Origin of the sequence: Micromonospora sp. NPDC049282 (assembly GCF_043197045.1) — a bacterium.
GTDB lineage: Bacteria > Actinomycetota > Actinomycetes > Mycobacteriales > Micromonosporaceae > Micromonospora.
Genome location: NZ_JBICSL010000004.1, coordinates 177,639 through 189,143 on the forward strand (window position 1 = coordinate 177,639; position 11,505 = coordinate 189,143).

12 protein-coding genes are annotated in these 11,505 nt (G+C 72.3%); 2 read left to right on the top strand and 10 right to left on the bottom strand.

Annotation, left to right across the window (positions count from 1 at the left end; genetic code table 11):
• Positions 1-177: 177 nt before the first annotated feature.
• From ACGFI2_RS10105 to ACGFI2_RS10130, 6 genes are all read right to left on the bottom strand, one after another.
• Positions 178-1,503 carry a glutamate mutase L gene (locus ACGFI2_RS10105; protein ID WP_393514133.1) on the bottom strand — a complete coding sequence of 442 codons (1,326 nt, stop codon included), beginning with the start codon at positions 1,501-1,503 and terminating at the stop codon, positions 178-180.
• Between the two features lie 109 nt (positions 1,504-1,612).
• Entirely contained in the window at positions 1,613-2,011 is a 399-nt protein-coding gene (locus tag ACGFI2_RS10110) for a hotdog domain-containing protein (RefSeq protein ID WP_393513642.1), read from the bottom strand.
• Entirely contained in the window at positions 2,008-2,760 is a 753-nt protein-coding gene (locus tag ACGFI2_RS10115) for an OAM dimerization domain-containing protein (RefSeq protein WP_393514136.1), read from the bottom strand. The genes ACGFI2_RS10110 and ACGFI2_RS10115 overlap by 4 nt, the downstream gene beginning before the upstream one ends.
• Before the next feature lie 53 nt (positions 2,761-2,813).
• On the bottom strand, positions 2,814-4,373 hold the full coding sequence (locus ACGFI2_RS10120) for a lysine 5,6-aminomutase subunit alpha TIM-barrel domain-containing protein (RefSeq protein WP_393513645.1): 1,560 nt from the start codon (positions 4,371-4,373) through the stop codon (positions 2,814-2,816).
• Complete coding sequence (locus tag ACGFI2_RS10125) at positions 4,370-5,941, bottom strand: amidohydrolase (protein WP_393513648.1); 1,572 nt, start codon at positions 5,939-5,941, stop codon at positions 4,370-4,372. The genes ACGFI2_RS10120 and ACGFI2_RS10125 overlap by 4 nt, the downstream gene beginning before the upstream one ends.
• 4 nt (positions 5,942-5,945) lie before the next feature.
• A complete protein-coding gene (locus ACGFI2_RS10130) occupies positions 5,946-6,995 on the bottom strand; it encodes a zinc-binding alcohol dehydrogenase (protein ID WP_393514139.1) in 1,050 nt (349 codons plus the stop codon).
• A 155-nt stretch (positions 6,996-7,150) separates the two neighbouring features.
• Between ACGFI2_RS10130 and ACGFI2_RS10135 the strand changes: the two genes are divergently transcribed.
• Positions 7,151-8,557, top strand: coding sequence for a KamA family radical SAM protein (locus ACGFI2_RS10135; RefSeq protein WP_393513651.1), 1,407 nt, complete (start codon positions 7,151-7,153; stop codon positions 8,555-8,557).
• 60 nt (positions 8,558-8,617) lie between these two features.
• Here ACGFI2_RS10135 and ACGFI2_RS10140 read toward each other — a convergent pair whose 3' ends face one another.
• Positions 8,618-8,812, bottom strand: a complete 195-nt coding sequence (locus ACGFI2_RS10140) for a CsbD family protein (RefSeq protein WP_091057359.1) — start codon at positions 8,810-8,812, stop codon at positions 8,618-8,620.
• Positions 8,813-9,011: 199 nt separating this feature from the next.
• Here ACGFI2_RS10140 and ACGFI2_RS10145 point away from each other — a divergent pair, with 199 nt between their 5' ends.
• Positions 9,012-9,623 carry a histidine phosphatase family protein gene (locus ACGFI2_RS10145; protein WP_393513654.1) on the top strand — a complete coding sequence of 204 codons (612 nt, stop codon included), beginning with the start codon at positions 9,012-9,014 and terminating at the stop codon, positions 9,621-9,623.
• Here the strand turns inward: ACGFI2_RS10145 and ACGFI2_RS10150 are convergent.
• Genes ACGFI2_RS10150 through ACGFI2_RS10160 form a run of 3 tightly spaced genes read right to left on the bottom strand, consistent with a single transcriptional unit; the run spans position 9,553 to position 11,490 of the window.
• Entirely contained in the window at positions 9,553-10,059 is a 507-nt protein-coding gene (locus ACGFI2_RS10150) for an Lrp/AsnC family transcriptional regulator (protein WP_393513656.1), read from the bottom strand. The genes ACGFI2_RS10145 and ACGFI2_RS10150 overlap by 71 nt on opposite strands.
• Positions 10,060-10,118: 59 nt before the next feature.
• Entirely contained in the window at positions 10,119-10,334 is a 216-nt protein-coding gene (locus ACGFI2_RS10155) for a DUF433 domain-containing protein (RefSeq protein ID WP_013286269.1), read from the bottom strand.
• A 16-nt stretch (positions 10,335-10,350) separates the two neighbouring features.
• The gene (locus ACGFI2_RS10160) at positions 10,351-11,490 is read right to left on the bottom strand and encodes an acyl-CoA dehydrogenase family protein (RefSeq protein WP_393513659.1); all 1,140 of its coding nucleotides are present in this window, start codon (positions 11,488-11,490) and stop codon (positions 10,351-10,353) included.
• Positions 11,491-11,505: the final 15 nt, after the last annotated feature.

Below are 11,505 nucleotides of genomic sequence, written 5' to 3' on the forward strand. Positions count from 1 at the left end.
CAACCTTTCGGTCGCTCGGCCAGCGGACGAGAGGACGAAGCGAACAACAGCCGCTTCCCATGGTAGGACTAAAAGACGGTACGGCGTGCACCCCCGCCGCTGTCAACCCACCCCGGCCTGTCGTGTGATGCGCCACGGCGTGTCGCGTCGGCGCGTCTCGATGGGTGGACGGCCGGCTCACGCGCCGAGGTGGTGACGCAGCACCGCCGCGGCGACGCCCGGGTGCTCCTCGGCGAGCAGCCCGGCGGCGGCCAGCACGTAGTCGACGTCGACGACCGGCCGGGCGGCGCGCGGCAACGGCCACCCGCCGGCGTGGTCGGTGAGCACCGCGCCGAGCACCGCGCCCGCGTCGGCCGGATCGGCGTGGCGCAGCACCCCACCGGAGCCGACCAGCAGCCGCACCTCCCGCAGGTCCCGGCCGGCGCGTTCCCCGGTGGCCGCGCCCCGGGCGTGCCGACGCAACGCCACGGTCGCCGCCAGCGCCGCGATCCGCCGGTCCGCGGCCCGGTCGGCGTCGCCGCCGGGCAGGAACCCCGGGTCGGCGGCCCGGACCGCCGCCGCGGCCGCGAGGGTGTCCTGCTCGCCGGGCGCCAGCAGCCGCTCCTCGGCGGCGGCGCGCACCACACCCGGCGCGGACCACCGCATCCCCAGGTCCCCCTCCACCGTGCGGGCCCGCCACAGCGTGCCGGTGACCTCCCGGCCCGGGCCGTCCGCGCGCTCGTCGGGGGTGAGCACCGAGTACACGTCGGTGGTGGCGCCACCGACGTCCACCACGGCCAGGTCACCGCCGACGGTGTCGGCGAGGACCTCCACGCCGGTGAGCACCGCGTCGGGGGTGGCGGCGCGGACCAGCCGCGCGAACCGGGCCCCGCGGGACAGTTTCTTGCCCCCGATGACGTGCCGCAGGAACACCTCCCGGATCGCCGCGCGCGCCGGCCCCGGCGCCAGGACCCCGATGCGCGGCAGCACGTTGTCCGCCGCGGTCACCGGCACCCCCGCGCCGGCGAGCGCCGCGTGCAGCCCGGCGCGTGCGTCGACGTTGCCCGCGAGGACCACCGGCACCCGCCAGCGGGCCCGCGCCAGCCGGGTCGCGTTGTGCGTCAACGTGTCGGCGTCACCGCCGTCGGTGCCGCCGACCAGCAGCACCACATCCGGGCGGGCGGCCCGCAACGCCGCCAGATCGGCCGCGCCCAGGCGGCCGGCGGCCACGTGCACCACGTTCGCCCCCGCCGACAGGCCGACCCGCCGGCCCGCCTGCGCGGTCACCAGCGGCTCGTAGCCGATCACGGCCAGGCGCAGCCCACCACCGGCCGACGAGCACACGTACCAGGGCACGTCGCCGACGCCGGCCGACGCGGTGGCCGCGCCGACCGCGGCGTCCAAACCGTGCAGCACGTCGGTGCCCACCGTCGTCGGCGCGGACGCCGCGCCGACCAGCCGGCCGCCGTCGAGGTCGACCACCGCCGCCTTCGTGTACGTCGACCCGACGTCGGCGCAGACCACCGTCCTGCGCGACTGCGGGGCTCGCAGGACCGGCTCGCTCCTCGCGCTCACGCGGTACCGTCCTTCGTTCGCGACTGCGGGGCTCGCAGGACCGGCTCGCTCCTCGCGCTCACGCGGGAGGCGGCACGACCACCGTGCCGGTCGCGGTGACCGCCACGATCGGGGGGTCCAACACCTCCGCCGCCGAGTCGCCCCGGTCCGGGCGGCCCCGGCACACCACCGCGCAGCTCAGCTCCAGCGTCCGGCTGCGCGCGCCCACGCGCGCGACCTGGGCCGTCACCTCCACCACGTCACCGGCCCGGATCGGCGCGGTGAACCGCACGTCCGAATAGCCGGCGAACAGGCCCTCGTCGCCGTCGGTGCGGATACACACCTCCGTGGCCACGTCACCGAACAACCCCAACGCGTACGCCCCGTCGACCAGGTTCCCCGCGTAGTGCGCGTGCGCGTACGGCACATACCGGCGATGGGTGACGGTCAACCCCAGCCGGGGATCCTGCTCGCTCAACTGCTCGCCCTCCTGGAAGTGATCAACGCGTGGACGAGGTAGCTGGCCACCTCGCCCGGAGTGGTGCCACGACCGAAGATCCGGTCCACGCCCAGCTCACCGGTCATCGCCTCGTCGAACCGCGGACCGCCCACGATCAGCAGGGGCCGCTTCCCGGCCGGCATCGCCTCCCGGAACGCCGCCGACATCTCCCGCGTGTTGTGCAGGTGCGCGTCGCGCTGCGTCACCACCTGCGACACCAGCACCGCGTCGGCCCTCTCCTGCCGGGCCGCCTCGACCAGCTCCGGCACGCTCACCTGCGCGCCCAGGTTGCTGACCTTCAACTCCCGGTAGTACTCCAGGCCCTTCTCCCCGGCGATGCCCTTGACGTTCAGGATCGCGTCGATGCCCACGGTGTGCGCGTCGGTGCCGATGCACGCCCCCACCACCGACAACTTGCGGCGCATCCGCCGCTTCACCACCGCGTTGACCTCCTTGGCCGACAGCAGCGGGAAGTCCCGCTCCACCACCTGCACCCGGTCGAGGTCCACCAGGTGGTTGACCCGCCCGTACACCACGAAGAACGTGAACCCGTCGCCGATCGGCTTGGCGTGCACCAGCATCGCCGGGTCCATGCCCATCTTGTTGGCCAACTGCACCGCCGCGCCCTCGGCCCGCTTGTCGTGCGGCACCGGCAACGTGAACGACACCTGCACCATGCCGTCTCCGGTGGTGTCCCCGTACGGCCGCACCACCTTCTTCTCGCTCATGCTGTGCTGGCCGGGCATGCCCTCACGGCCCTCGCTCCGCTCGGTGCGCTCGCTCATGCCGGCTGCTCCAGGATCTCCGTGGCCGGATTGTGGTAGTCGTCCTCGTGCCTCGCGACACCGTCGAGGCCCTTGCCCCGGTCCGCCGGCCGCTTCATGATCCCGAACGTGCCCTCCGCGATCGCCGTCAACAACGACTGCTCCCCGATGCGCTCCAGCAACTCCACCGCCTCACCGAGCACCCGGTGCGCCCGCTGCTGGATGAACCCGCCCGGCGCCGGCACGAAGTCCTCGTGCAACCCGCCCGCCGCGCCCAACACGTACCGCACGTTCTGCAACGCGATGTCCCGGTCCGACAACCACGGCGTCACCACCGCCTCCGTCATCATCCCCACCAGCAGGATGCCCTGCCCGGTCATCGCGCCCACCAGGTTGAAGAACCCGTCGAGCAGATTGCCCCGGAACACGTCACCGGTCATGTGCTTCGTCGGCGGCATCCACTTCAACGGCGCGTCAGGGAACAACTCCCGCGCCAACAACGCGTGCGCCAACTCCAACCGCAACGACTCCGGCACATCCGGGTTGATCTCGAACGCGTGCCCCAACCCCAACAGCCCGTCCGCCAACCCCGCCTCGTGCGCGAAGAACTCGTTGAGCAACTGCGACACCGTCACCGTGTGCGCCTCGTCCACCGCGTCGGCGGTGGTCAGGTAGTTGTCCTCACCGGTGTTGATGACGATCCCCGCCCGCGCGTGCACCTGCCGGGAGAACCGCTGGTCCACGAACGTGCGGATCGGGTTGATGTCACGGAACAGAATCCCGTACATCGAGTCGTTGAGCATCATGTCCAGCCGTTCCAGGCCGGCCAGGGTCGCCATCTCCGGCATGCACAACCCCGACGCGTAGTTCGTCAGGCGCACGTACCGGCCCAACTCCTTCGACGACTCGTCCAGCGCCGCCCGCATCAACCGGAAGTTCTCCTGCGTGGCGTACGTGCCGGCGAACCCCTCCCGGGTCGCGCCCTCCGGCACGTAGTCCAGCAGCGACTGCCCCGTCGACCGGATCACCGCGATCACGTCCGCGCCGGCCCGCGCCGCCGCCTGCGCCTGCGGAATGTCCTCGTAGATGTCCCCCGTCGCCACGATCAGATAGATCCACGGCCGCTGCTTCGGATCCCCGAACCGCTTGACGAGGCGATCCCGCTCCGCCCGACGCCTGTCGATCCGCCGGATCCCCGCCGCCACCGCCCGCCGCGACGCCCGCCGCGCCGCCGTCGCAGCCTTCCCCACCGGGACGTCGAACCGCACCGACCCGGCCGCCGCCTTCTGCGCCAGCAACGTCACATCCTCGACGCCCTCACGCGCCAGCGCGTCGAACACCGGCAACGCCACCCCGTGCCCCAACCCGACATCGGCCACCACCGCGTCCACCAGACGGTTCACCCACGGAATGCCGTCCGGGTCGGCGCCGGACACCCCGGCCAGCCGCAACACCGCCCGCTCCACCGACACCGTCGTATGGCTGCGCGCCAGATCCACCACCGGCTGCCCCGCCCGGCGCGCCAACTCCCGCGCCCGCGCCACCAGCGCCGGATCCAACCCAAGCTTGCCCGTCACGAAGAACCTTCCTGATAGATCACATCACCGCGCAACACCGTGGCCCGGCACACCGGCAGCGGAGTCGGATCATCCGCCCCCCGCAACTCCGGATCCTCGGCCTGCAGCACCGGCAGACCCCGCTCCACCCCCGCCGGGCAGTCCCACACCGCGAACGTCGCCGGCGCACCCAACGCCAGGACCCCCTCGTTGTCCAGACGCACCGCCCGCCAACCACCGCGCGTGTGCGCCGCGAACGCCGCCCGCACACTCATCCGCTGCGACGGATTGTGATGCGTTACCGCCGCCCGCACCGACCCCCACGGGTCCAACGGCGTCACCGGCGAATCCGACCCGAACGCCAACGCCACCCCCACCCCGTGCATCGCACCCATCGGATTCGACTCCAACGACCGCGCCAACCCCAACCGCGACTCGTACATCCGCCCCGAACCACCCCACAACCGGTCGAACGCCGGCTGCATCGACGCCACGATCCCGTACTCCACGAACCCGGCGATCAACCGCTTGCTCATGATCTCCGCGTGCTCCACCCGGTGCCGCGCCGCCCGCAACCGCTCCGTGCCCAGCTTCCGCGCCGCCTCCGCGAACCCCGCCAACACCGTCCCGATCGCCGCGTCACCGATCGCGTGGAACCCGCCCTGCATCCCGTGCGCCGCACAGTCCAGCAGATGATCACGCACCTGCTCCGCCGTCACGTACCCGTGCCCACACGCCCCCGACTCACCGTCCAGGTACGCCGCCGACACGTGCGCCGTCCGCGACCCCAACGCCCCGTCCGCGAACAGGTCACCACCGGCGCCCACCGCACCCAGGTCCCGGGCCCGCGCCGCACCCAGCAACTCACCCCAGTACCCGTACACCTCCGGCACCCCGTCACCCGACACCGCCAACAACCCGGTGAAGTCCTCCTCGTCGGAGATGTCCGGACCGCCGCACTCGTGCACCGCCGCGATACCCAACGACGCCGCGTGCGCCAACGCCCGCCGCTGCGCCGCCACCCGCTGCGCCCGCGTCACCGACGCGAACGCCGCCGCCCGCACCACATGGTGCGCGTCACGCCGCAACCACCCCGACCGGTCGAACCCCGCCGCCGCCGACACCTCCGGGCACGCCGCCAGCAACGCCGCCGACACCAACGCCGAATGGATCGACGCCTGCGACAGATACACCCGGCGGCCCCCCGCCGCCCGATCCAACGCCGCCGCGTCCGGCAACGCCGCATCCGCCCAGGACGACTCGTCCCAACCGTGCCCCAGCACCACCGCGTCGCCCGGCAACCCACCCGCGAACGCCGACACCGCCGCCAACAGCTCACCCGCCGACCGCACCGCCGACAGATCCAGCCCCGACAACGCCAGGCCGGTGTCCGTCGCGTGCACGTGCGCGTCCACGAACGCCGGCGTCACCAGCGCACCATCCAACTCCACCACCCGGTCGGCCGCCGGAGCGTCCGCGTCCGCGCCCAACCAGGCGATCCGCCCGTCCCGCACCACCAGCGCCGTCGCGCTCGGCTCGGCCGGACAGTGCAGCACTCCACCGCGATACAACGTCGAGGGGTTCGTCATGGCCTCAGTCTGCCGCCAGCCGCGCCTCGAACAGACCACGCACCCCCGGCTCGGACCGCAACAACTCCAACGCCAGCTCCGCGTGCCCCGGCACGAACCCGTTCCCCACCAGCATCGTCACGTCCGCGGCCAGGCCCTCCGCACCCAACGCCGCCGCCGCGAAACTCGTCGCCATCGAGAAGAAGATCACCGTGCCGCCGTCCGCCGTGGCCAGCACCGCGCCGTGCTCACACCCCGGCACGTCCACACACACCACCGTCACGTCCGCCGGCGCACTCAACGCCGTGGTCACCGCCGTGGACAACCCCACCGGATCCCGCGCGTCGGCGAGGGCCACCGCGTCGGCCAACCCGGCCGCCACCAGCGCGTCGCGCTCCGCCGCCACCGGCACCACCCCGACGGTACGACCCGCGCCCGCCCGCCGCGCGGCCGCGAGGGACAGCGAGCCGCTCTTGCCGGCCCCACCGATCACCGCCACCGACACCGGACGCGGGTCACCCGCACGGCCCCGCCGCGCCACCTGCTCGGCGACCACCCGCGCCGTCAACGCCGGCGCACCGCACACGTCCAGCACCGCCAGCGACAGCTCCGGATGCAGGTCCGCCGGCAGCACCGCGGCGATCGAGCGGGCGAACAGGATCGCGTAGCCGTCGCACGGCACCTGCTCGCTGCGCCCGTCCCAACGGGCCAGCCCGTCGGAGATGGTCAGCGGCGTCAGCGTCAACGACACCAGCGTCGCCACCCGGTCCCCCGGCCGCAGCCCGAGCGGGGAACGACGCCCCGCCTCCTCCACCGTGCCGATCAGCATGCCGCCGGAACCGGTCACCGGGTTCTGCATCTTCCCCCGGGTCGAGATGATCTCCAACACCTCGGCGCGGACCTTCTCGCCGTCCCCGCCGTGCTTCTCCGCCAACTGCCGGAAACTCGCCGCGTCCAGGTTCAGCCGCTCCACCCGGATCCGCACCTCGTTCGCCGCGATCCGCGGATCGGCGTCCAGGCGCCAGGCCGCCTGCGGCAGCACCCCCGCCGGCTCCACGACTCGGTGCAGACCCACCGGTGACGTCACGACGACCCCCTATGTCCAGCCGCCCGAACCCCCGGCCAGGGTTCGCGTCGCGGGAAAACTTACGGCAGACTAATTTCTTCACCGCAGATTTTCCAGTAGCCTTCGCAAGGTTGATCAACCCGCACCGCTGACGAGGAGGGGCCGTGACCCAGACCCAACCGGTGGAGACCATCCCGACGCCCCGCTCCACGCCGGTCGCCGTCCCCGCCGCCGGACAACCCTACGAATACCGCCGCACCCCCCTGGTCGAACCCGACTGGACGCGCTTCCCCGGCTGGCGCCACGTCACCCGCGAACAGTGGGAGAGCGCCCAGTGGCAGCGGGTCAACTGCGTCAAGAACATCAAGCAGCTACGCGCCGTGCTCGGCGACCTCGTGGACGAGACCTTCTACGCCGACCTCGAGGCCGACCAGAAGGCCCTGGCCACCATGTCCATGCTGGTGCCGCCCCAAATGATCAACACCATGGTGCCGTTCGCGCCGATGACCACCGAGGCGCTGCTCGCCGACCCGGTACGCCGCTACATGATCCCCGTCGCCTCCGACCGGCGCACCGACTGGCCGTCGCACCCCTACGCCAGCCGCGACAGCCTCCACGAACACGACATGTGGGTCGCCGAGGGACTCACCCACCGCTACCCCACCAAGGTCCTCGCCGAACTGCTCTCCACCTGCCCGCAGTACTGCGGCCACTGCACCCGGATGGACCTCGTCGGCAACTCCACCCCCGCCGTCGACAAGCTCAAGCTCATCCTCAAGCCGGTCGACCGCTACGACGCCCACATCGCCTACCTCAAGGCCCACCCCGGCGTCCGCGACGTGGTCGTCTCCGGCGGCGACGTCGCCAACGTGCCCTGGCGCAACCTCGAGTCCTACCTGATGCGCCTGCTCGAGATCGAGACCATCCGCGACATCCGGCTCGCCACCAAGGCCCTGATGGGCCTGCCCCAGCACTGGCTCCAGCCCGACGTGGTCGAGGGCCTGGAACGTGTCGCCCGCACCGCCGCCCGCCGCGGCGTCAACCTCGCCATCCACACCCACGTCAACCACGCCCAGTCGCTGACCCCGCTGGTCGCCAAGGCCGCCCAGACCGCCCTCGACGTCGGCGTCCGCGACGTGCGCAACCAGGGCGTGCTCATGCGCGGCGTCAACGCCACCAACGCCGACCTGCTCGACCTCTGCTTCGCGCTCCAGGGCGAAACGGGCATCCTGCCGTACTACTTCTACATGTGCGACATGATCCCCAACGCCGAGCACTGGCGCGTCCCGGTCTGGCACGCCCAGCAGCTCCAGCACGACATCATGGGCTACCTGCCCGGCTACGCGACCCCGCGCATCGTCTGCGACGTCCCGTTCGTCGGCAAGCGCTGGGTGCACATGCTCACCGACTACGACCGCGAGCGCGGCATCTCCTACTGGACCAAGAACTACCGCACCTCGATCGAGTCCGCCGATCTGGAGGCGCTCAACAAGCGCTACGCCTACTACGACCCGATCGACACCCTGCCCGAGTCCGGTCAGTCCTGGTGGCACGCCCACCGCGACGACTGATCCGCGCTCCCGGACAGGAAGGCGGGCCACCGGAATCCGGTGGCCCGCCTTCGCTCGTGGTCACTTCTCGAACGCGTCCTTGACGTCGCGGCCGGCCTGCTTGACGTTCTCCCCGGCCTGCTTGGCGCGGGCCGTGCTCTGCTCGCTGGCGCCCTCGGCACGCAACCGCTCGTTGTCGGTCACGTCGCCGATGCGCTCCTTGGCCATGCCGCTCATCTCCTGGGCCTTGTTCTTCGCCTTATCGGTGAAGCTCATGTCGCCCTCCTCGTCCGGCTGAGCGTTGCGCCGCCTGCGTTCCCGGTGCGTGGGTGGTCAAACGTTGCGTGGTTACGCACAACCGCTAAGGCATCCTAGGATAATAGGTTGTAAGGCATGGAGCCGGAGAGGGACACGCGTCCGAAGCGCCACGATGACTGATCCGGCGACCTCGCCGACGGCGTGGTTGACTGGGCCGGTGAACGAGATTCTGCTGGTCCGGCACGGCGAGACCAGCTGGAGCGCCAGCCACCGGCACACCTCGTACACCGATCTGGAGCTGACCGCCGACGGCGAGCGGCAGGCCCGCGCGCTCGCTCCCCTGCTCGCCGGCCGGCGCTTCGTGCGGGTGCTGTCCAGCCCTCGGCAGCGCGCCACCCGCACCGCGCACCTCGCCGGGCTCACCGTCGACGCCACCGATCCCGACCTGGCCGAGTGGAACTACGGCGAGTACGAGGGACGCACCACCGCGGCCATCCAGGAGGAACGGCCGGACTGGACGATCTGGACCGACGGCGGCCCCGGCGGCGAGTCACCGGACGAGGTGGCCGCCCGTCTCGACCGGGTCCTCGCCCGGGTCACCCCGCTGCTCGACCGCGGCAGCGTCGCGCTGGTCGGGCACGGGCACAGCCTGCGGGTGCTCGGGGCCCGCTGGATCGGGCTGCCGCCCTCGGCCGGCGGGCTGCTGCGCCTGGACACCGCCACGCTCAGCGTGCTCGGTCACGAACACGGCCGGCCGGTCATCCAGCGGTGGAACCTGCCGGCTCCGACGCCGAGCGGGACCGCCCCCGACCAGGCAGCTCGGCACTGATCTTCGGCGGCCGGTTCTCGTAGGGCGTGGAGAGCACCACGGTGGTGCGGGTGGTGACGTTGGCGGAGATGCGGATCTCCTGCAGCAGCCGCTCCAGGTCGGCCGGACCGGCCACCCGCACCAGCAGGAGATAGAAGTCCTCCCCGGCGACGGAGTAGCAGGAGTCGATCTCGGGCAGGTGGGCCAGCCGCTCCGGCGCGTCGTCGGGCTGCGACGGGTCGAACGGCCGGATCGCCACGAACGCGGTCAGCGGCAGCTCCAGCGCCTCGAACGAGACGCGTGCGGCGTACCCCTTGATCACGTCGCGCTGCTCCAGCCGACGGACCCGCTGGTGCACGGCGGACACCGACAGGCCCACCCGCTCGGCCAGGTCCGTGTACGACAGCCGACCGTCGCCGGTCAGCGCGGCGACGATGGCGCGGTCGATGTCCTCCACGCGGTGCAACCTACCGGAGATAGCGCTCCCACGGCGTACCCGCCCCGCCGTCGTGACGCTCAGCGCGCCGTGCGGTCGCGGACCGCGTCGGCGGCGTAGTTCAGCACCTCCGCCATGTCCTCCTCGTCGAGGAACGGCAGGTCGGTGAGGATGTCCGTGACGGACATCCCCTCGGCCATCATGGCCAGCAGCGTGGCCACCGGGATGCGCGACTGCCGCACGCAGGGCGCGCCGCCCATGACGTCGGGGTCGACGGTGATCCGGGGGAAGGTCACCGCGACAGGTTAGCCGTTACCTGGCGAGGGCGCGGGAGATGACCAGTCGCTGGATCTGGTTGGTGCCCTCGACGATCTGCAGCACCTTCGCCTCGCGCATGTACCGCTCGACCGGGTGGTCGGCGACGTACCCGGCGCCGCCGAGCACCTGCACCGCGTCGGTGGTCACCCGCATCGCCAGGTCGGTGGCGAACAGCTTCGCCTTCGCCGCCTCGATCGAGTACGGCCGGCCGGCGTCGCGCAGCCGCGCGGCGGCCAGCATCAGCGCGCGGGCCGCGGAGATCCCGGTGGCGTGGTCGGCCAGGTTGAACCCGAGCCCCTGGAAGTCGATGATCGCGCGGCCGAACTGCCGGCGTTCCCGGGCGTAGCCGACCGCGTAGTCCAGCGCCGCCTGCGCCAGCCCGACCGCGCAGGCGGCGATGCCGAGGCGCCCGGAGTCCAGCGCGGACATGGCGATGGTGAAGCCGGCACCCTCGCCGCCGATCAGCCGCTCGGCCGGCACCCGGGCCTCGTCGAAGGCGATCTGCGCCACCGGCGAGGCGTGCAGGCCCATGGTGCGCTCGGCGGCCTGCGGGTGGATGCCGGGCGTGCCCCGGTCGGCCAGCAGGCAGGAGATGCCCTTCGGACCGGGACCGCCGGTGCGGCAGAAGATGTCGTAGAAGTCGGCGACCCGGGCGTGGGTGATCCACGCCTTGGTGCCGGTCACCACGTAGTCGTCGCCGTCACGGACCGCCCGGGTGGTCAGCGACGCCGCGTCCGAGCCGCCCTGCGGCTCGGAGAGGCAGTACGCCCCGAGCAACTCCCCGCCGATCATGTCGGGCAGCAGCTTGCGCTGCTCGTCGGTGCCGAACTGCGCCAGCGGGTAGCAGGACAGCGTGTGCACGCTGACCGCCTCGGCCACCGCCAGCCACCGGCTGGCGAGGATCTCCAGCACCTGCAGGTAGACCTCGTACGGCTGGGCGGCGCCGCCGTGCTCCTCGGCGTACGGCAGCCCGAGCAGGCCGGCCCGGCCCAGGGTGCGCAGCACGTCGCGGGGGAACTCGGCGCGCTCCTCGAAGCCGGCCGCCCTCGGGGCCAGCTCCCGGTCGGCGAGCTCGGTGGCGAGGTCCAGCAGGTCGTGGGCCTCGTCGGTGGGCAGGATCCGGTCGACGTCCATAGCGCGATGAGCTCC

What these genes read in the sequence shown, in the direction of transcription:
- ACGFI2_RS10115 (WP_393514136.1), bottom strand. Translation starts at nt 2,760, where the DNA reads ATGAGCGAGAAGAAGGTGGTGCGGCCGTACGGGGACACCACCGGAGAC.
- ACGFI2_RS10125 (WP_393513648.1), bottom strand. Translation starts at nt 5,941, where the DNA reads ATGACGAACCCCTCGACGTTGTATCGCGGTGGAGTGCTGCACTGTCCG.
- ACGFI2_RS10140 (WP_091057359.1), bottom strand. Translation starts at nt 8,812, where the DNA reads ATGAGCTTCACCGATAAGGCGAAGAACAAGGCCCAGGAGATGAGCGGC.
- ACGFI2_RS10160 (WP_393513659.1), bottom strand. Translation starts at nt 11,490, where the DNA reads ATGGACGTCGACCGGATCCTGCCCACCGACGAGGCCCACGACCTGCTG.